We start from the raw sequence: 18,300 nt of genomic DNA on the forward strand, positions 1-18,300 counted from the left end.
CAATGGCCGCTCGACGCCTTTCAACGGAAGCCCCGATGCTTAGTCAGCAATTCAGTCAATTCGTCCGCAACGCCTGCCTCGCCGCCGTCCTCCTGACCCAGTCCTTTGTCGCCGACGCCGCCCTGAAACTGGATGGGCCGATTCCGGTCGGCCCGCAGGTCAAGGTCGGCAAGCTGGCCAACGGCCTCACCTGGTACATCCAGAAGAACACCCGCCCCGAACACAAGCTCGAACTGCGCCTGGTAGTGAAAGCCGGTTCGATCCTGGAGGACGAGGACCAGCAGGGCCTGGCCCACTTCGTCGAGCACATGGCCTTCAACGGCTCGACCAATTTCAAGAAGCACGAGCTGGTCGACTACCTGCAATCGATCGGCGTCAAATTCGGTGCGGACCTGAACGCCTACACCTCGTTCGACGAAACCGTTTATATCCTGCCGATCCCGCTCGACCGTCCGGAAAACCTCGGCAAGGCCTTCCAGGTGCTGGAAGACTGGGCGCACGGCCTCTCGTTCGACGACGCCGCCATCGACAAGGAACGCGGCATCGTGCTCGAGGAACTGCGGCTCGGGAAAGGCGCGGGGGACCGCATGGGCAAGCAGATCTGGCCGAAGATCTATAACGGCTCGCGCTACGCCGAGCGCCTGCCGATCGGGAAGGAAGAAGTGCTGCGCAACTTCCAGCCCGAGACCCTGCGCCGCTTCTACCGCGACTGGTACCGGCCCGACCTGATGGCGGTGGTGGCGGTCGGCGACATCGACCCGAAAACCATCGAAAAACTCATACGCACGCACTTTTCACGGCTGGCCAACCCGAAACCGGAGCGCCCCCGCGTGTATGCGGAGATCCCGCGCCGCGAAGAAACCGAGGCCGTCGTCGTTACCGACCGCGAGGCCGGCGGCAACAGCATCCTGGTGCGCTATCCGGTGCAGCCGGTACGCGAGCCCGACACGCCGCGCGGCTACCGCGAGCAGCTGATCGAAAGCCTGTTCACCGGCATGCTCGGCGCGCGCCTGCAGGAATTGTCGCAGCTGGCCGAGCCGCCTTTCCTGCGCGGCGGCAGCGCCCTCGGCAAGATCACGCCCTTCTACAAATCCTTCAACACCAGCGCCGTCATCGGCCCGGGTGGCGCGCCAAAAGCCATCGACGCCCTGGTGCGCGAGAACGAGCGCGCGCGCCGCTACGGCTTCGGCCAGGCCGAACTCGATCGCGCCCGCAAGAACATGCTGCGCAGTTTCGAGCAGGCCTACAACGAACGCGAGAAGACCGATTCCGGCGCCTATGTCGCCGAATACCTGCGCAGCTTCCTGCAGCAGGAACCGATCCCCGGCATCGCCGCCGAATACCGCTACGCCAACGAGATGCTGCCGGCGGTGACGCTCGACGAAATGAACGCCTATGCGCGGCGCACGATCCCGGCCAGCTCCGGCAAACTCGTGATCTATACCGGCATCGAACGCGCGGACAGCCCGCCGCCTCCGGGCGAGGCGCTGCTGGCCGCCGTGGCCGCGGCCGAAAAAGCCGAGGTCGCGCCGCACGAGGAAAGGCAGCTCGGCACCCAGCTGATGGCGCAGCCGCCGAAAGCGGGCAGCATCGTGGCCGAGACGCAGGACAAGGCGCTCGGCCTGACCTGTCTGACGTTCTCGAACGGTGTCAAGGCGATCCTGAAGCCCACCGATTTCCGCAACGACCAGGTCATGATGAGCGCGGCCCGCTTCGGCGGCCAGAGCCTGTACGGCGAGGCAGACATCCTCAACGCGCGCTACGCCAACGCGATCGTCGCCAGCATGGGCCTGCAGGATTATTCACCGCTCGACCTGTCGAAGGTTTTGGCGGGCAAGGCGGCCGCCGTGACGATGGGCCTGGCCGGCTACAGCGAAGTGCTGGGCGCCTCATCGGGCGCGACCGACATCGAGACCATGCTGCAGCTCCTGTGGCTGCGCTTCGACGCCGTGCGGCGCGACGAAGACCTGTTCAAGTCCTTCATCGGCAAGCAGGTGGAAAGCGCGCGCAACCGCCTCGGCCAGCCGGGCGCGCGCTTCGGCGACACCGTCGTCGCCACGCTCTACAACAACCACCCGCGCGCCCCGCGTCCGCTGCGTCCGGAAGAATTCAGCCAGATCAGCCTGGACCGCAGCATCGCGATCTACCGCGAGCGTTTCTCGAGCGCCAAAGACCTCACCTTCGTGATCGTCGGCAGCTTCGACCCGGCCAGGCTCAAGCCGCTGCTGGCGACCTATCTGGGCAGCCTGCCCACGCCCGAGATCCCGACCGCCTGGCGCGACGTCGGCCTGCGTCCCGTAAAAGGCGTGGTCAAGCGCGCGGTGTACAGCGGCAGCGAACCGAAGAGCACGATCTCGCTGACGTTTACGGGCGAGGCGCCATTCTCGGAAGCGGAGCAAATGCGGCTGCAGGCGCTGGTCGAGGTGCTCAACATCCGCATCATCGAGGTGCTGCGCGAGCAGCTCTCCCTGATCTACGGCGGCAGCGCCGGCGGGCAGCTGGGCCGCATCCCCTACGGGAACTACACGCTGGCCGTCACCCTGCCGACCGGTCCGGAAAATGTCGACAAGGTGCTGGCGGCGACCTTCGCCGAATTCGAGCGCCTCAAGCGCGAAGGGCCGGCGGCAGCCGACCTGGCCAAGGTCAAGCAGAACTGGATCCAGAACCACCGCAAGGCGCTGCGCGAGAACGGCTACTGGCTGGGGCGCATCCAGACGGCGCTGCTCGACGGGACCGACCCGGCGGCGATCCTGACGCAGGAGGAGCGGATCGACGCGCTCACCGCAAGCGAGGTGCAGGACGCGGCGCGGCGTTACCTGGACACGGGGAATTACGTGCAGGTGGTGCTGTATCCGGAGAAGAAGGCGGAGGCGGTGGTGCAGCAAGCTGCCGCAAAACCGGTGGATTGATGTAGGGTGGACGGGTCTCCCGTCCACGCGTCGATCGTTGGCGGCTCCGCTATCGTGCCGGCTGATCTCGCTGCTAGCTATCGACGCGTGGGCGGCGCACAGGGCGCCTCTGCTCATCATTTGGTGGTGGAGCCCGCCACCCTACGGCTGACGCCACCTACTTCAAATACCTCTCGAACCACTCCACCGTGCGCCGGCGCTGGTCCAGCTGATGCTCCGGCTTGCGAATCGCATGCCCTTCCCCATCGTAGATCACGAGCGCCGTCGGCGTCCCCACGGCGCGCAGGCCGTGCCAGAATTCCATCGACTGCACCGCCGGCGTTTCGACGTCGCGCTCGCCCACATAGATCAGGGTCGGCGTCTTCGCATTCCGGATCGATTCGATCGGCGAAGCGGCGCGGTAGATGGCCGGATCCTCGTACATGGTCGCGCCAAAGAAAGGCACCATCCACTGGTCGATGCCGTTCTGGCCGTAGTAGCTGATCCAGTTGGCGATGCCGGCGCCGGCCACCGCCGCCTTGAAGCGCTGGCTGTGGGTGACGCCCCACATCGTCATGAAGCCGCCATACGAGTGGCCCATCAGGCCGAGGCGCGCGCCGTCGACCGGCGCTTCCCTGAGGACGGCGTCGACGCCGGCGAGGATGTCGCGCCAGTCGCCGCCGCCGAAGTCGCGCCGGTTCGCGCTACCGAAGGCCATGCCCTGCCCGTAGCTGCCGCGCGGGTTCGGCTGGAACACATAGAAGCCGCGCGCCGTCAGTTCGCGCACCAGCGGATTGCCGAACTCGCCCGCCGCGACGAAACGCGGCGTGGCGGCCGACGACGGCCCGCCGTGCACCAGCACGACCATCGGGTGCTTCACGCCGGCCAGGGCCTTGCGCGGGCCGACCAGCCAGCCCTGGCTGCGCATGCCCTCGTTGGTCCAGCTGATGCTCTTCGCCGCCACCTGGGGCGCGAAATCGTCGTTGTCGCGCGTGATGGGGGCGAGCTTCGGCAGGCGTCCTGCGACGATGCGCGGCGCCTGCTCGAAGCTCTCCTGCACCGAGACGGCCGAGCTGCCATCCGCGCTGAACACGATGCGCCCGTCGGCCGAACCGTTCGCCGACACCGCGCCGCTCCACAGCGTGCGCGCAGCGTGTGCGGTGGGCGCGGCCGGATCAAGCGCGACCACCGCCATCTCGCTGCCCTGCAGGCTCGAGGCCAGCAATTGCGTGCCCTTCCAGGCCAGGCCGTTGAAGGAACCGGCATAACCCGGCGTCACGTCGAGCGGCTCGCCGCCGGCCATCGGCACCGTGAACACGTCGCCGCCGACCGAGCCGAAGTCGCTCATCAGGCCGCCGACGAAAGCGACCGTGCGCCCGTCGGACGACACGTGCGGCAGGCTGATTTGCATTTTCGGGGCCGCGATCACCCGCAGCGCGCCGCTGGCGATATCGACATGCCCAAGGGTGGCTACCCACCAGTTGTTGTCGCCATTGCCCCTGGCGCTGGTGGCGACGAAGCCGCGGCCGTCCGGCGTCCAGTCGTATTCATAGACGAACGAATCGGGCGGCGACACCAGGCGCAGCACGCCGCCCGCGGCGGGCGCCAGCGCGATGCGCTGCGCATCCTCGTCGACGCCGATCTCGCCCACCTGGCGGGCGCCCGCTTCGACCGCGCCGGTCTGCTTCTTCGCGCCCACCGTCGCGAGCAGCGCGATGCTGGCGCCGTCCGGCGACCAGCGCGCGGTGTTCGCCACGCCCTTGATCGTGGCCGCCGCCGCCAGCTTGCCGCCCTGCGCAACCCACAGCGTCGCTTCTCCGGTGTCGCGGTTGGCGCCGATGAAGGCGAGGCCCTTGCGGTCCGGCGACCAGGCCGGGAAATCATAGGAACAGGTGGCGCAGGGATCGTATTCGGCCGTGATCCTGCCGCTGGCGGCATCGCGTACGACGATGCGGCCGTGCGCATGCCGGCCCGGGATGCCCGGGTCGATCGATTCGATCGCGGCCACCGATTCGCCGCCGCTGATCGCCACCGAGCGGTATTCGCGCATCTGCGCGGCCTGCGCTGCCGTGGCCGCGAGCAATGCCGTGCCGAGTGCCGTTCCCAACGCAAGCCGTGACCAGGTTTCCTTGACTCTCATCTTTTCTCCTCAAAATGGCCGCCGCGCCACATGGGGGCAAGCTCATGTTTATTGTGGAAGGCAGTCTACGCCGAATTTCCTGAGTCGGGAGCGCAACATTTTGTATGCAGGCGGGATAATCTTGCTTGCACTTAAGAAATACGGTGGCGGATCGTTGACGCAGAGCTAGAGTGGGAGTTCGACCTCAGCAGGAGTTGACGATGATCTACAAGGATAGCGACAACAAGATGCCCGTCGTCGCGATATTGCAGCGCATGCTGGCGATGGCGGGCCCCGACAAGCGGCCGCTGATCGAGCGCGAACTGCGCATGATGCGTGCGGGAATCATCGCCGAACGCGAGGCGACCGGCCTGATCGACGTGTACCTGAAGGATTCGACCCGCACGGCCGTTGTGCACGACCTGCGGCTGGTGTCGAACGAGGGCGCCGCGGCGCAGATCGACCACCTGCTGATCCACCGCTCGCGCCGCTTCTACCTGCTCGACACGCGGCATTTTTCGCACGGCCTCAAAATCACGGAAGACGGCGATTTCCTGCGCTGGGACGAGGCGACCAAGCGTTTCGAGCCGATGCCCTCGCCGCTCGATGCGCTGGCGCGCCACGTCACGGTCCTGCGCGACGTGCTCGAACCCTTGGGGCTCGACGACGCCCCGGTCGACACCCTGGTGCTGCTGGCCCCGAACGCCCGCATCGAGCGCCCGCGCCGCTTCGACAGCGCGCGCGTGATGAAGGCCGACCAGTTCATGGAAAGGCTGAACAGCGGGATGGACAATGCGCCCGTCCTGACGGTGCTGGGTAACCTGAACCGGGCACGCATGTCCGATTCGATCGGCGACATCGCCCAGAGACTGATTGCGCTGCACCGGCCCTCGACGGCCGACACGATGGCGCGCTTCGGGCTGCGGCGCGAAGCGGCGCCGGGACCGGGGCCGGCCGGTGCCGGTGCGGCGCCCGGCTGCGCGGACGCGCCGCAGGGCGCGGAGCTGCGCAGCGTGTAGCTGCGCGTCTCGCCGCGATCAGGCCTTCGCGGCCGACAGCATGCGCTCGACGTAGCGCGCGATCAGGTCGATTTCCAGGTTCACCTGCGACCCGGCGCGCAGGTGCTTCAAGGTCGTGACCTCGATCGTGTGCGGGATCAGGTTGATCGAGAAACGGCACACCCTGGCGCCGTCGACGGCCAGGTCTTCCACGCGGTTCACGGTCAGCGACACCCCGTTGACCACGATCGAGCCCTTGTAGGCGAGGAATTTGCCCAGTTCCTGGGGCGCGTCGATGACCAGTTCGCGCGATTCGCCGACCGGCTCGAAGCTGTGCACCCGGCCCAGGCCGTCCACGTGGCCCGACACCAGGTGTCCGCCCAGGCGCTCGGCCAGGGTCAGCGCCTTTTCCAGGTTGACTTCGCCCGGCGCATCCAGGCCCACGGTCTTGCTCAGGCTTTCGCGCGAGACGTCGACGCAAAAGCGCGATGCGCTCTTCTCGACCACCGTCATGCAGGCGCCGTTGATCGCGATCGAGTCGCCCAGCCCGACGTCCGCCAGCGGCAAGCCGCCGGCATCGATCTGCAGGCGCACGCCCGCGTCCAGGCCGCCCGCCAGCGGCGCGACCGAATTGATAGTGCCGACGGCGGCGACGATTCCAGTAAACATGCTGCTTTTCCTTCAGGTTGGTTCTTGATTGTTGAATCTGGCCAGGATGCGCAGGTCGGCGCCCACCGGCGTGACTTCATGGAAGCGCAGTGCCACCTTGTCCGCCAGGCGATGCAAGGGCGGCAGCGCGAACATGCCCTGCCCGGCGCCGATCAGGCTCGGGGCCAGGTAGACCAGCAATTCGTCGACGCAGCCTTCGCGCACCAGCGAAGCGTTCAGTTTCGAACCCGCCTCGACATGCACCTCGTTGATCTCGCGCCGGCCCAGTTCCAGCATCAGCGCCGGCAGGTCGACCTTGCCGGCGCCATTGGCCAGCAGGATCACCTCATGCCCGGCGGCGCGCAGCAAGGCTTCCTTGTCCGGACTCGGCACGGCAGCCACGATCCAGCACGGCTCGCCCTGCAGGATGCGTGCGCCCAGGGCGATCTCGAGCCGGCTGTCGACGATCACGCGGCGCGGTTGGCGCGTCGGCGCAGCGACGCCCGTATCGCTGCCCGTACCAATACTGCGCACGGTCAGTTGCGGATCGTCCGCCTTGACGGTGCCGATGCCGGTCAGGATGGCGCAGGCGCGCGCGCGCCAGGCGTGGCCATCCTGGCGCGCTTCAGGCCCGGTGATCCACTGGCTCTCGCCGTTCTCCAGCGCCGTCATGCCGTCCAGGCTGGCCGCCGTTTTCAGGCGCACCCACGGACGGCCGCGGCGCATGCGCGAAAAGAAGCCGATGTTCAGCTCATGGGCTTCGTCCGCCATCAGGCCCGATGCCGTCGCGATGCCGGCCGCCGCCAGCTGCGCCATGCCGCGCCCGGCCACCAATGGATTCGGGTCGCCCATCGCCGCGACCACCCGTCCCAGGCCCGCTTCGACCAGGGCGTTCGAACAGGGCGGCGTGCGGCCGTAGTGGCTGCAGGGCTCGAGGGTGACATAGGCCGTGGCGCCGCGCACGTCGTTACCGCGTGCGGCCGCGTCGCGCAGGGCCTGGATTTCGGCATGCGCCTGCCCGGCGGGCTGGGTGTGGCCGGCGCCGATGACTTCGCCATCGCGCACGATCACGCAGCCCACGCGCGGGTTAGGCGCCGTGATGGTCATGCCTTTCGCGGCCCAGTCCAGCGCCAGCGCCATGCCTTCGGTATCGGTTTTGATCTGCACTGTCTTCGTTCGAAATCTAGCCGGGTGCCTCGGCGCCGTCGCAATTGTCGTCGCGTTCGGGGTTGCATGCCCGCGCCCGGCCCAGCATGTTGATTTTAATACGGCGGATTGCGCCGCCATGAAACAGCGACAGCGTGCCCCAGCGTGCGGATGCACTGCTGGCCACGCCGCAGCTGCGCCCGGCGCCATTGTAGGCGATGTAATACGGCGCTGCAGGACTCGTGAAGGCAAAGACGGCGCTGACGCCCACGGGCAGCGCTTCGTGCACGGCCAGGACGTCGTCCCCGGCGCCCGGCAGGCCGTCGCCGTCGCGGTCGGCGAACACGGTCCAGCCCTGGGCCCAGTCGACGCCGGCGGCATCGCGCGGCACCAGGAAGATGCGCTCGTTGCGCGCGATCGCCTGCGCCCGCGCCAGCCCGATCGCGCCGAACAGGTCGTTGCTGGCCGTGCGCAGCTGCTGGGCGCGCAGCAGCGCGCCGAGGTTGGGCAAGGCTATCCCCAGCAGGACCCCGGCGATCGCCACGACGATCAACAGTTCGGGCAGCGAAAAGCCGCGCCTGGACCGCGCCGCGCTCATGGCCAGCAGCGCGTCGCCTTGCCGCCGGCGCCCTGCTCGCCCGTGCTGCGTAGCGTCAGCGTGCCGCATTCGGGATCGAGGAAGCGGGCGTCGACATTTGCCGTGCCCGGACGCGCCCTCAACTGCACGCAGTCGCGCAAGTCCCGGTCCGGACACGCCTCGGCGTCGAGCTCGTACGCGCTGCCGGCGGCCAGGTTCCCCGACCACCAGGGCAGCCCGTCCACCGGCGCGGCGTTCGAGAAAGCGACATAGGTGTGGTGGAGCGCGTGGTGCTGCTCCTGCTGCTGCATGGCCAGGATCAGCGCGACCTTCCCTTCCATGCGCCGCGTCTTCGTCAGGTAAGCGGCATAGCCCGGATAGGCGAGGCTGGCCAGCACGGAGACGATCAGCAGCACGATCATCATTTCGACCAGGGTGAAACCACGCGTGTGCGTCATCGAGCTCTCTCCGGTAGTCAATCAGGATGCAATTCAGGAGGCCGCCCGGTGCAGCTCGGGCCAGTTGGCGATCTCGCGCCAGCCCAGCCGCTTGCCGGGCGCGCTGCCGGCCGCGCGCCGGTAATAAGCCTGCAAGACGACCGCCGTCGCCGGGTCCGCGCCCACGCCGAGCGCGGTGATGCGAAAGAGCGGCTGCGCGCCGGGCAGGAGCTCGACCACGTAGCGCGGCGCGGCAGACGGCAGCGTGCCGGCGCCGGTCGGGAGCGCGCGGCCGCTGAAGCGCCCATATTCGACAGCGGCCTCGCCCGCCAGGTCGGCCGCCTGCCAGGCCGGCGCACCGGCGCCGGGCACGACCTTGCACAGTCCCGTCCTCTCGGCCTGGCCCGTGCAGCGCTCGGCAAACGCGTCCGCGTCGAGCGCCGTGAAAATCGCGGTGCGCGGCGAGGCCGGCCCGGCGGCGCCATCGATGTCGCGCTCGGCATCCAGCAGCGCCGCCTCGGCCGCCGCGTGGGCCACCTGGCGGTCGCGCTCGTAGCGCGCCGATTTGGCGCCGGCCAGCGCGGCGCGCGTGCTCGAGAGCGACATCATCAGCAGCGCCAGCATCAGGAACAGCATGGTGACGAGCGCCGCGCCGCGCTCGCGAACAGGAATCTTCATGGCCGCCTCAGGGCTGCGCCGCGCCGACCGCGAATACGGCCGTGAACAGCCGGCGCGAGGGCGCGGACGCGGGTGCGGATGCGGGCTCCTGCAAACCGGCGGTCGCCAGCTGCACGCCGGCGTCGCTTTCCGCCTGCGCCAGGCTGTAGGCCGGGCCGAACAGCGCGTAGCCATCCGGCTGTTGCACGGCCGCGGACGGACGCTCTCCGTGCAGCAGCAGCGCCACCTGCACGGTGGCCACGCGCTTCCACGATGTCTTTTCGTTGATCTCGGCGGCGGGCAGCCCGGCGTCGAGCGCAGCGAGCGCGCTCGCGTTCACGTAACGGTTCGGGATGCCGTCGGGCGGCGTATCGCTGTCGAGGCCATACAGCACCTGGAAGCCATCGACGCCGGACACCACCGCATCCGCACTCCAGTTGGCGGCGCCCCGGTACTTGCAGCGCAGCTCGGCGACGCCGTCGCTATTCCGGGCGACATAGAAGATGCTCCAGCCCTCTTTCGTCTCGTGCACGGAAAAACCCGCGCAATCGATGACGCTGCCGTCGCCACCGGGCGCGGCGCCGGCACCCGCATAGCGCACCGCCAGCACGTCGCTGCCGTTCACGGCGCTCGATACCGCGTTGTCGATGCCGACGCTTGTCTTGACGAGTGAGCGGCTGTCCAGCCCGGCGAGCGGCGCCGGCACATCCTTGCCCGGCCCGGCCGCGCCCTGGTGCTCCCAGTCGACATAGGCGCCCTGGCGCACGGCGCGCCCGATCAGGGCCAGCGCATAGCGCCCGCCATCGTCGATGCCGGCCGCGTCTTCATGGGCGACATAGGCCCGGTTCGCGCCGATCATCAACACCCCGCCGGCCAGCAGCACGCCAAGCCCGAGCGCCAGCGCGACCAGCAGCTCGGCCAGGGTCATGCCGGCCTCGCGCAGGGGGAAGCGGCGCGCACTCATCCCGCGACCACCATCGCCACGAACGGCGCCGCTGCATCGCTGCCTGGCGCGCGCCAGCCCAGCTTGACGACGACCGGCGCGCCCGCGCCGCCGGCACAGGTCCATTCGAAGGATTGCAGCGCCGCGTTCCAGCCGCCGCCATCGCGGCAGACCGCGATGCGCCCGCCGGGAAAGGCGCCCTGCACGATGCGCGCGGCCTCGTACAGGTCGAAAGCGGCCATCTGGGCGGGATCGCAAGCGGCCGCGCCGAAGCATTGCACGGGCGGCGCGGCGGGATCGCCATCGAGCGCGTCGTACGCGAACTGGAGATAGGGATTCGCTGCATCGGCCAGCGCCATCTGCGCGGCGTTGACGCGCATGCGCGCCCCGAGCGAGGCCGCCAGTTGCACGGCCTCGGACTCGAGGGCGGCCTGCTGGCGCAGGCGCGCCGCCGTCACCTGCGTGCCTGCCGCGCCGACGACGCCGAGCGCCAGCACGAACATGGCGACCAGCACTTCGATGAGCGTGAAGCCATTGATACGACAGCGCTGCAAGGAACACCTCCACAGTCCGGGCGCGGGAATTCGCGCGAACCGAGAAGTTATCAGCGGGGTCGGAGGCTCCCCTGCGTTGGCTCAAGCGTGCGCAGGTGGTTCAGGAGAGATTGATTTACTTGCGCGCCTGCCCGACTTCGGCCAGGGCCTGCTGGAACTCCGCCAGATCCTTGAAGTCTTTATAGACAGAGGCAAAGCGGATATATGCGATCTCATCGAGACGCTTGAGTTCCTGCATCACGAGTTCGCCGACATAGCCGGTATCGACTTCGCGCCGGCCGCTGGTGAGCAGCTTTTCCTCGATCGAGGCGACGGCGGCGTCGATGGCCTCGGCCGAGACCGGGCGCTTGCGCAGGGCCAGCATCAGGCTGCCGCGCAGCTTCGCTGGCGCGAATTCGGTGCGGCTGCCGTTTTTCTTGACGATGATCGGCATCGACAGTTCGATGCGTTCGTAGGTGGTGAAGCGCTTGTCGCATTGCACGCAGCGGCGCCGGCGCCGGATCGCGTCGCCCTCCTCGGATACGCGCGTATCGAGGACCTGGGTGTCTTCATGCTGGCAGAACGGACATTTCATGGGCGCCGGTGGTGCTTGATCGTGCTGGGTGATGCAAAGGAACAGCTCCCATTGCTGGTTGCCGTTCCTGAACTCTACTACGTTTGCAGCCTGGAGGACATTTCGCTTACGCGGCGTACACCGGGTACTTGTCGGTCAGCACTTTGACTTCCGCCTTCACGCGCTCGATGGTCGCGGCGTCGTGCGGGTTGTCGAGCACGTCGGCGATCAGGTTGCCGACTTTCGTCGCGTCTTCTTCCTTGAAGCCGCGCGTCGTGAAGGCCGGGCTGCCCAGGCGGATACCCGAGGTCACGAACGGCTTTTGCGGATCGTTCGGAATGCCGTTCTTGTTGCAGGTCATGTGCGCCTGGCCGAGGATGGCTTCCGCTTCCTTGCCGGTGAGGCCTTTCGAACGCAGGTCCACCAACATCACGTGCGATTCGGTACGGCCCGACACGATGCGCAGGCCGCGTGCGATCAGCGCGTCGGCCAGGGCCTTGGCGTTCTTTACGACTTGCTGCTGATATTGCTTGAACTCAGGCGTCAGTGCTTCCTTGAAGGCAACGGCCTTGCCGGCGATCACGTGCATCAGCGGACCGCCCTGGATGCCCGGGAAGATCGCCGAATTGATCTGCTTTTCGAACTCGGCCTTCATCAGGATGATGCCGCCGCGCGGGCCGCGCAGCGATTTATGGGTGGTCGAGGTGACGAAGTCGGCGTGAGGGACCGGGTTCGGGTATTCGCCCGCCGCGATCAGGCCGGCGTAGTGGGCCATGTCGACCATGAAGTAGGCGCCGACTTCCTTGGCGATTTTGGCGAAGCGCTCGAAGTCGATGCGCAGCGCAAACGCCGAGGCGCCGGCAATGATCATCTTCGGCTTGTGCTCGCGCGCCAGGCGTTCCATGGCCTCGTAGTCGATGTCTTCTTCCGGGGTCAGGCCGTAGGACACGACGTTGAACCATTTACCGGACATGTTCAGCGCCATGCCGTGGGTCAGGTGGCCGCCTTCGGCCAGCGACATGCCCATGATGGTGTCGCCAGGCTTGAGCATCGCGAAGAACACACCCTGGTTGGCCTGCGAGCCGGAATTAGGCTGGACGTTGGCCGCTTCAGCGCCGAACAGTTCCTTGACGCGGTCGATCGCCAGCTGCTCGGCGACGTCGACGTATTCGCAGCCGCCGTAGTAACGCTTGCCCGGATAGCCTTCGGCGTACTTGTTCGTGAGCTGGGAACCCTGCGCTTCCATGACGGCCGGCGAGGTGTAGTTCTCGGACGCGATCAGCTCGATGTGATCCTGCTGACGAGTGTTTTCCTTCTGGATGGCGCCCCACAGTTCCGGGTCAACCTTGGCCAGCGTGTGATCTTTTGCAAACATGAACAAAACTCCAATCGATAAGAGAACCGGACAACGGCAGTGTCGGATCGGCGCGTGGCCCAGCAAGCAGCCGGCTGCGGATGCAATGCACGCGAGCCATTGTCGGCTGCCCAGGCGAACGGCGGATGAAGTCTCACGCTTCCCGGTGGTTACCCACCTTTCCCGCAGCGGTTGCGCTGAAGTTTTCGCCAGTTACGCGAGACATAAATGGACTGGGGATTGTATGTGAACTGCCCGCTGAGGGCAAGGAAAGCCCTGCCAGGTCGGCAACCACTGTCATGATTCCGACAAGATGGTCATTTCGGCTACAATCTTGCAGCATCTGCCACCAGGGGAACTCCATCATGATCGTTTTCATTACCGGCGCCTCCGCCGGCTTCGGCGCCGAAATGGCGCGCACTTTCGTCCGCAACGGCCACCAGGTCGTGATGGCGGCGCGCCGCATCGAGCGCCTCGAAGCGCTGGCGGCCGAACTGGGCGAGTCGGCGCTGCCGGTCGAAATGGATGTGACCGACAAGAAATCGATCGAGGAAGCGCTGGCCATGCTGCCGCAATCCTGGCGCCAGATCGACGTGCTGATCAACAATGCCGGCCTCGCGCTCGGCACCGCGCCGGCCCACGAGGCGCCGCTCGACGACTGGGAAACCATGATCGCCACCAATTGCCAGGGCCTGGTGACGATGACGCGCGCCGTCCTGCCGGCGATGGTCGGGCGCGGCAGCGGCCTGGTGATCAACCTGGGCTCGGTGGCCGGCCACTACCCCTACCCGGGCGGCAACGTGTACGGTGCAACGAAGGCCTTCGTCGAGCAGTTCACGCTGAACCTGCGCGCGGACCTGGTCGGCACCGGCGTGCGCGCGACCAACCTGGCGCCCGGCCTGTGCGGCGGCACCGAATTTTCGAACGTGCGCTTCAAGGGCAACGACGACGCGGCGGCGAAGGTCTACGAAGGCACGACGCCCCTGACGGCAAAAGACATTGCCGAGACGGCCTACTGGATCGCGACGCTGCCGCCCCATATCAATGTCAACAGCATCGAGATGATGCCGACCTGCCAGGGCTTCTCGCCTTTCAATATCAAGCGGGCCTGAGGCTGGCTGTAGCGCGCGGTAGCCGATTTGCAGAGCGCCGTTTGCCACGGCGCTACCCCGGGCGATGTGCGGCCATGTCGTACGATCCGGCCGCCTCGAAGGCGCGCTGCAGATAAAGACGGGTTAACAGATAGCCGCCCAGTAGTCCGATCACGCCGAAATACGTCAACATCGCCAGGGCAAGTGAACTGGCGGGTTCGCCACCGAAGGATCTTGCCATTTCCTTCGAAGCCGTCATCAGGGCAGTGCCGATTTTTTCGCTGTTCACCAGCGACACGCCAACGATAATCTTGGTCAGCCAATCGGAAATCTGCTCGAGGTTCGTGTTCACCGCGGTCGAAGGACCGCGTGAATTCTGGGGCTGCGAAAACGTGGCGGTACTCGGCGCGCCGCTTGCAGCGCTCGTTTCGCCGTCTTTTTTCGCCTGTTCTTCCGCATCCTCCGCCGCCCTCGCTTTTTCCGAAGCGATCTTGTCGAGGTTCGTTTTCTTTAGCACGAGCCCGGCATGCGCCTGCGTCGCGGCGCGCACGCGCGCGTCGCTGTCCGCCCCCTGCCCCGCCGCCGCCCTGAGTTCATTCAGCTCCGCAGCGGCGCGTGAAAGCGCCGCAGCCGCGTTGTTCGCTTCCGCTGTCGCCTTGTCCCTGTCGGCTGCAGCCTTGGCGGCAGCAGCTTTCAATGCCACCGTTTTTGCTTTCGCGGCGTCGGATGCGCGTGCTGATAGCGGGACCGTGGTACGCGCGGTGTCCGATGAAAGCGACCTCGGTATTCCGAAAATAAACCCGAGGAATGCACCGACCGCGCAGCATGCAAAGGCCCACAGGAGTGCTGCCCAACGCGCCGCATTGCGCGTTTCCCCGTCCTCGGGGAATATCGGCAGACCGGCCGCTGCCGGCTTGACCGGTTCCGCCGAGCCTGTCGCGGCAGGAAGCTGCCCGGCAGTAGCGCCGCCTCCCGATGCATTTGCCGGCTTGACCGTAGGGGCCGGCTTGACCGTAGCGGCGGGCTTTCCCGCAGCGGCCTGCTGTTGGGTAGCGGATGGCTTTCCCGTGGCAGCTGTCGCCCCCGCTGCCCCTTGCCCTGATGACGTCGCGCCTTCCGCCCCCTTCCCCGGCGGCGGCGCTTTCGATGGCGTAGCGGGGACCGGTTGTGTCGCTGCCTTCGGACGCACATCCGGAATTGCGCAAGCAAGAAATATCGCACCAAGCAGAAGAGCAGCAACCGCGGCGAGAGCGACCAACCGGGTGCTGCCGTCGCCATCCCTCTCGACTATGCCGGGAATTCTCATCTTTTCCGCCAAATAGGTAGAAGTCCGCGATCGGACGATCCCGACATGCATCGCCAGTCGTCACGAACCCGTGCACTGATCAATGTTTGATCCACTCGGCGGTATTGCGTTCCGCGAAAGCCTGCGCCTTGTTTGATCCTGATTGAGCGAAGTATCGGTCGGGCCTGTAAAAGCAGGCCGTGAAAAACCGGGTCGCCGGCCATCGTGCGCCTCGGCGACGATAATTGTGAGAAAGTGTTACAGTTATTGTCCTGATAGCGTTTTCTCTCGTCTACTACGCGCGCTCCATGGATTTCCGACCGAACGCCCTGCCCCACTGTCCCGGGTGGTGCGTTCGCTAGCGTACATTTGCGCCGATAGCGTAAAATGTTTCCTATTATCATTTTTGGCAAAAACGAATGCCTGCGCTTTTCACCTGGACAGTACGGGTCTATTACGAAGATACGGACGCCGGCGGTATCGTGTTCTACGCGAACTACCTGAAGTTTTTCGAACGTGCGCGCACCGAATGGCTCCGCGCTGCCGGTGTCGATCAACAGAAGCTCATCGCCAGCGACGGCGCCGCCTTTGTCGTCAAGAGCGCCAGCATCGACTACCACGCGCCTGCCCGCCTCGACGACGAACTGACACTGACTCTCACCATCGAAAAGCTCGGCCGCGCCTCGGTGCAGTTCGCCCAGAAGGCGTATCTCGGCGACCTGCTGCTGGTCGAAGCGCAGGTGAAAGTCGGCTGCGTCGACATCGCCACCGTACGCCCGCGCTCGCTCCCGATCGAAGTGGCTGATAAAATGCGTGCCGCTTGATCCATTAACAATATTGCATACCCGATGACACCAACCCCTGACCTTTCATTCCTGACACTTATCAGCCATGCGCACGTGATCGTGCAACTCATCATGCTGCTCCTGCTGTTGCTGTCCGTGGTCAGCTGGTCGTACATCTTCCGCAAACTGTTCGCCATCCGCGCCGCGCGCCGCCAGACCGAGCAGTTCGAGCGCAGCTTCTGGGCCGGCGGCAACCTGCATACCCTGCACCAGAGCGCCAGCGCCCAGCGCGACCAGAGCGGTCCGCTGGCACGCATCTTCGAAGCCGGCATGGGCGAATTCATCAAGGGCAAGCAAGCCTCGCGCGACGCCCTCGACATGGGCGCCGTGCTCGACGGTTCGCGCCGCGCCATGCGCGCCGCCTTCCAGCGCGAACTCGACGGCCTCGACCTGCACCTGAACTTCCTGGCCTCGGTCGGTTCCGTCTCGCCTTACATCGGCCTGCTCGGCACCGTGTGGGGCATCATGAACGCCTTCCGCGGCCTGGCCAGCGTCCAGCAAGCCACGCTCGCCGTCGTCGCGCCGGGCATCGCCGAAGCGCTGATCGCGACCGCGATCGGCCTGTTCGCCGCGATTCCGGCAGTCGTCGCCTACAACCGCTTCACGCACGACATCGACCGCCTCGCGACCCGCTTCGAGAGCTTCGTCGAGGAATTCTCGAACATCCTGCAGCGCCAGTCGCGCTGATCGAGAGGATTCGACCATGGCCTTTTCCAGCAGCATGCGCGGCGGACGCCGCAGCAAACTCAAATCCGAAATCAACGTCGTGCCGTATATCGACGTGATGCTGGTGCTGCTCATCATTTTCATGGCGGTCCCGAGCAACCCGACCCCGAACGTGATCAACCTGCCGAACGCCGAGAAATCGGCGCTGCCGCCGGACACCTTTATCCACATCACCGTGAAACCCGACGCCACGCTGTCGATCGGCGTGAGCGGCAAGGAAACGATTGCCGCCGAATCGATGCCGGACCGCGCCGCCCTGCTCGCCCGCCTGCGTGAACTGCACGAGAGTAATCCCGACTATCCGGTGATGATCGCGGGCGACCGCGACAGCAAATACGCCGACGTGATCGAACTGATTTCGGAATCGAAGAAGCTGGGGATCAATCGCGTCGGTCTCGCGACGAAGTAAGCAATGTCCGCAATGAAGCCAGCCACCATGGGCGCCCCCTACACGGTGCCGCCAGAACCGAACCGCCTGCCCGCCATCGCGCTGGCGCTGGCCGTGCACGCGCTGCTGCTGGCCTTCCTGTGGATCGGCATCAGCTGGCAGAACACCGAACCGCCCGCGGTCGAAGCCGAGGTCTGGGACATGAAGGTCCAGTCGGCCGCCGCGCCCGCATTGCCTCCGCCGCCCCCGCCTGAGATGCAGGAGCCGGAACCGCAACCGGAGCCGACGCCTGCCCCACCGCCACCACCGCCGAAGGTCGCGGAACCCGAACCCGTCAAGCCTGCCGCGCCCGACATCAACCTCGAACGCGAAAAGAAACTCGCCGAGCAGAAGAAGCAGCGCGAGCGCGACCTGCTGGAAAAGAAAGAGCGTGAGCGCGAGCTGGCCGAGAAAAAAGAACGTGAAGAAGAGCGCGAAAAACTGAAGGCGAAGGAACTGGCCGAGAAGAAGGCGCAGGAAAAGAAAGAACTCGCCAAGAAAGAGCAGGAAAAGAAAGAGCTGGAGCAAAAGCTCGAAGAAAAGAAGCTCGACGAGAAAAAGCTGGCCGCCGAGAAAGCGGACGCCGAGAAGAAGAAAGTCGCAGCGGAAAAAGCGGAAAAAGCAGCGAAGGCGAAGAAGGAAGCTGCCGAGCAGGCCAGGCTGGACAAGATGCACGCCGACGAGCTCAAGCGCATGATGGGCGCCGCCGGCACCTCCGGCAGCGCGCAGAAGTCGAGCGCGCCGAAGATCGACGCCGGCTACATCGGCAAGCTGACCGCCCTCATCAAGAGCAATACGACCTTTGCCGGCAGTACCGATGTGCCGGGCAATCCGAAAGCCGTGTTCAGGGTCGAGCTGCTGCCCACCGGCGAGATCCTGTCGGTGCGCCTGTCGAAGAGCAGCGGCGTGCCGCAATTCGACGACGCGGTGGAGCGTGGCATTAACAAATCGTCACCACTTCCTAAAAAGAAAGATGGTACGGTGGAGCGCACAATCGTGGTCAATTTCTCCATGAAAGACCTGGACTGATCGCACCTGAATAATCATTGTCG

Annotated in this window: 18 protein-coding genes and 1 riboswitch; of the genes, 7 read left to right on the forward strand and 11 right to left on the reverse strand. The window is 66.2% G+C overall.

Annotated features, from left to right (window positions below):
- Positions 1–35 precede the first annotated feature (35 nt).
- Positions 36–2,909, forward strand: a complete 2,874-nt coding sequence (locus tag AC1MEM_RS20740) for a M16 family metallopeptidase (RefSeq protein WP_499473743.1) — start codon at positions 36–38, stop codon at positions 2,907–2,909.
- A gap of 157 nt (positions 2,910–3,066) precedes the next feature.
- On the opposite strand, the gene AC1MEM_RS20745 is transcribed toward AC1MEM_RS20740, so the two are convergent.
- Positions 3,067–5,028, reverse strand: a complete 1,962-nt coding sequence (locus AC1MEM_RS20745) for a S9 family peptidase (RefSeq protein ID WP_499473745.1) — start codon at positions 5,026–5,028, stop codon at positions 3,067–3,069.
- Between the two features lie 200 nt (positions 5,029–5,228).
- Here AC1MEM_RS20745 and AC1MEM_RS20750 point away from each other — a divergent pair, with 200 nt between their 5' ends.
- Positions 5,229–6,026 carry a nuclease-related domain-containing protein gene (locus tag AC1MEM_RS20750; protein ID WP_499473747.1) on the forward strand — a complete coding sequence of 266 codons (798 nt, stop codon included), beginning with the start codon at positions 5,229–5,231 and terminating at the stop codon, positions 6,024–6,026.
- Positions 6,027–6,044: 18 nt separating this feature from the next.
- Here the strand turns inward: AC1MEM_RS20750 and AC1MEM_RS20755 are convergent, their stop codons facing one another.
- From AC1MEM_RS20755 to glyA, 9 genes are all read right to left on the reverse strand, one after another.
- Positions 6,045–6,674, reverse strand: coding sequence for a riboflavin synthase (locus AC1MEM_RS20755; RefSeq protein WP_499473749.1), 630 nt, complete (start codon positions 6,672–6,674; stop codon positions 6,045–6,047).
- Between the two features lie 12 nt (positions 6,675–6,686).
- Positions 6,687–7,793, reverse strand: a complete 1,107-nt coding sequence (gene ribD, locus AC1MEM_RS20760) for a bifunctional diaminohydroxyphosphoribosylaminopyrimidine deaminase/5-amino-6-(5-phosphoribosylamino)uracil reductase RibD (RefSeq protein WP_499477716.1) — start codon at positions 7,791–7,793, stop codon at positions 6,687–6,689.
- Between the two features lie 43 nt (positions 7,794–7,836).
- Positions 7,837–8,466: a GspH/FimT family pseudopilin gene (locus AC1MEM_RS20765; protein ID WP_499473751.1), complete on the reverse strand. Its 630-nt coding sequence runs from the start codon at positions 8,464–8,466 to the stop codon at positions 7,837–7,839.
- Positions 8,394–8,834, reverse strand: a complete 441-nt coding sequence (locus AC1MEM_RS20770; RefSeq protein ID WP_499473753.1) for a type IV pilin protein — start codon at positions 8,832–8,834, stop codon at positions 8,394–8,396. The genes AC1MEM_RS20765 and AC1MEM_RS20770 overlap by 73 nt, the downstream gene beginning before the upstream one ends.
- Before the next feature lie 33 nt (positions 8,835–8,867).
- Positions 8,868–9,491, reverse strand: a complete 624-nt coding sequence (locus AC1MEM_RS20775; protein WP_499473755.1) for a PilX N-terminal domain-containing pilus assembly protein — start codon at positions 9,489–9,491, stop codon at positions 8,868–8,870.
- 7 nt (positions 9,492–9,498) lie between these two features.
- Positions 9,499–10,434 (reverse strand): PilW family protein, encoded by a 936-nt coding sequence (locus AC1MEM_RS20780; RefSeq protein ID WP_499473757.1) that lies wholly within the window; start codon positions 10,432–10,434, stop codon positions 9,499–9,501.
- Positions 10,431–10,967, reverse strand: coding sequence for a type IV pilus modification protein PilV (pilV, locus tag AC1MEM_RS20785; RefSeq protein WP_499473759.1), 537 nt, complete (start codon positions 10,965–10,967; stop codon positions 10,431–10,433). Before pilV ends, AC1MEM_RS20780 begins: the two co-directional genes overlap by 4 nt.
- A gap of 115 nt (positions 10,968–11,082) precedes the next feature.
- Complete coding sequence (nrdR, locus tag AC1MEM_RS20790; RefSeq protein WP_499473762.1) at positions 11,083–11,541, reverse strand: transcriptional regulator NrdR; 459 nt, start codon at positions 11,539–11,541, stop codon at positions 11,083–11,085.
- A 106-nt stretch (positions 11,542–11,647) separates the two neighbouring features.
- Entirely contained in the window at positions 11,648–12,895 is a 1,248-nt protein-coding gene (gene glyA / locus AC1MEM_RS20795) for a serine hydroxymethyltransferase (RefSeq protein ID WP_499473764.1), read from the reverse strand.
- A 101-nt stretch (positions 12,896–12,996) separates the two neighbouring features.
- A riboswitch (ZMP/ZTP riboswitch) is annotated at positions 12,997–13,101 on the reverse strand.
- A gap of 138 nt (positions 13,102–13,239) precedes the next feature.
- Here glyA and AC1MEM_RS20800 point away from each other — a divergent pair.
- The gene (locus tag AC1MEM_RS20800) at positions 13,240–13,986 is read left to right on the forward strand and encodes an SDR family oxidoreductase (RefSeq protein ID WP_499473765.1); all 747 of its coding nucleotides are present in this window, start codon (positions 13,240–13,242) and stop codon (positions 13,984–13,986) included.
- 52 nt (positions 13,987–14,038) lie between these two features.
- Here AC1MEM_RS20800 and AC1MEM_RS20805 read toward each other — a convergent pair whose 3' ends face one another.
- Entirely contained in the window at positions 14,039–14,668 is a 630-nt protein-coding gene (locus tag AC1MEM_RS20805) for a hypothetical protein (protein WP_499473767.1), read from the reverse strand.
- A 1,001-nt stretch (positions 14,669–15,669) separates the two neighbouring features.
- Here AC1MEM_RS20805 and ybgC point away from each other — a divergent pair.
- Genes ybgC through tolA form a run of 4 tightly spaced genes read left to right on the forward strand, consistent with a single transcriptional unit; the run spans position 15,670 to position 18,277 of the window.
- Positions 15,670–16,074, forward strand: a complete 405-nt coding sequence (gene ybgC, locus AC1MEM_RS20810) for a tol-pal system-associated acyl-CoA thioesterase (protein WP_499473769.1) — start codon at positions 15,670–15,672, stop codon at positions 16,072–16,074.
- Between the two features lie 24 nt (positions 16,075–16,098).
- Positions 16,099–16,782: a protein TolQ gene (gene tolQ / locus AC1MEM_RS20815; protein WP_499473771.1), complete on the forward strand. Its 684-nt coding sequence runs from the start codon at positions 16,099–16,101 to the stop codon at positions 16,780–16,782.
- A 16-nt stretch (positions 16,783–16,798) separates the two neighbouring features.
- A complete protein-coding gene (locus AC1MEM_RS20820; RefSeq protein ID WP_499473777.1) occupies positions 16,799–17,230 on the forward strand; it encodes a biopolymer transporter ExbD in 432 nt (143 codons plus the stop codon).
- Positions 17,231–17,242: 12 nt separating this feature from the next.
- Positions 17,243–18,277: a cell envelope integrity protein TolA gene (gene tolA, locus AC1MEM_RS20825; RefSeq protein WP_499473779.1), complete on the forward strand. Its 1,035-nt coding sequence runs from the start codon at positions 17,243–17,245 to the stop codon at positions 18,275–18,277.
- Positions 18,278–18,300 lie beyond the last annotated feature (23 nt).

Source organism: Telluria sp. AIW5 (assembly GCF_056680575.1).

Coding starts and splice junctions, on each gene's coding strand:
- AC1MEM_RS20740 (WP_499473743.1), top strand. CDS start 36: ATGCTTAGTCAGCAATTCAGTCAATTCGTCCGCAACGCCTGCCTCGCC.
- AC1MEM_RS20745 (WP_499473745.1), bottom strand. CDS start 5,028: ATGAGAGTCAAGGAAACCTGGTCACGGCTTGCGTTGGGAACGGCACTC.
- AC1MEM_RS20750 (WP_499473747.1), top strand. CDS start 5,229: ATGATCTACAAGGATAGCGACAACAAGATGCCCGTCGTCGCGATATTG.
- AC1MEM_RS20755 (WP_499473749.1), bottom strand. CDS start 6,674: ATGTTTACTGGAATCGTCGCCGCCGTCGGCACTATCAATTCGGTCGCG.
- ribD (WP_499477716.1), bottom strand. CDS start 7,793: ATGGCGCTGGCGCTGGACTGGGCCGCGAAAGGCATGACCATCACGGCG.
- AC1MEM_RS20765 (WP_499473751.1), bottom strand. CDS start 8,466: ATGCGGCACGCTGACGCTACGCAGCACGGGCGAGCAGGGCGCCGGCGG.
- AC1MEM_RS20770 (WP_499473753.1), bottom strand. CDS start 8,834: ATGACGCACACGCGTGGTTTCACCCTGGTCGAAATGATGATCGTGCTG.
- AC1MEM_RS20775 (WP_499473755.1), bottom strand. CDS start 9,491: ATGAAGATTCCTGTTCGCGAGCGCGGCGCGGCGCTCGTCACCATGCTG.
- AC1MEM_RS20780 (WP_499473757.1), bottom strand. CDS start 10,434: ATGAGTGCGCGCCGCTTCCCCCTGCGCGAGGCCGGCATGACCCTGGCC.
- nrdR (WP_499473762.1), bottom strand. CDS start 11,541: ATGAAATGTCCGTTCTGCCAGCATGAAGACACCCAGGTCCTCGATACG.
- glyA (WP_499473764.1), bottom strand. CDS start 12,895: ATGTTTGCAAAAGATCACACGCTGGCCAAGGTTGACCCGGAACTGTGG.
- AC1MEM_RS20800 (WP_499473765.1), top strand. CDS start 13,240: ATGATCGTTTTCATTACCGGCGCCTCCGCCGGCTTCGGCGCCGAAATG.
- ybgC (WP_499473769.1), top strand. CDS start 15,670: ATGCCTGCGCTTTTCACCTGGACAGTACGGGTCTATTACGAAGATACG.
- tolQ (WP_499473771.1), top strand. CDS start 16,099: ATGACACCAACCCCTGACCTTTCATTCCTGACACTTATCAGCCATGCG.
- AC1MEM_RS20820 (WP_499473777.1), top strand. CDS start 16,799: ATGGCCTTTTCCAGCAGCATGCGCGGCGGACGCCGCAGCAAACTCAAA.
- tolA (WP_499473779.1), top strand. CDS start 17,243: ATGAAGCCAGCCACCATGGGCGCCCCCTACACGGTGCCGCCAGAACCG.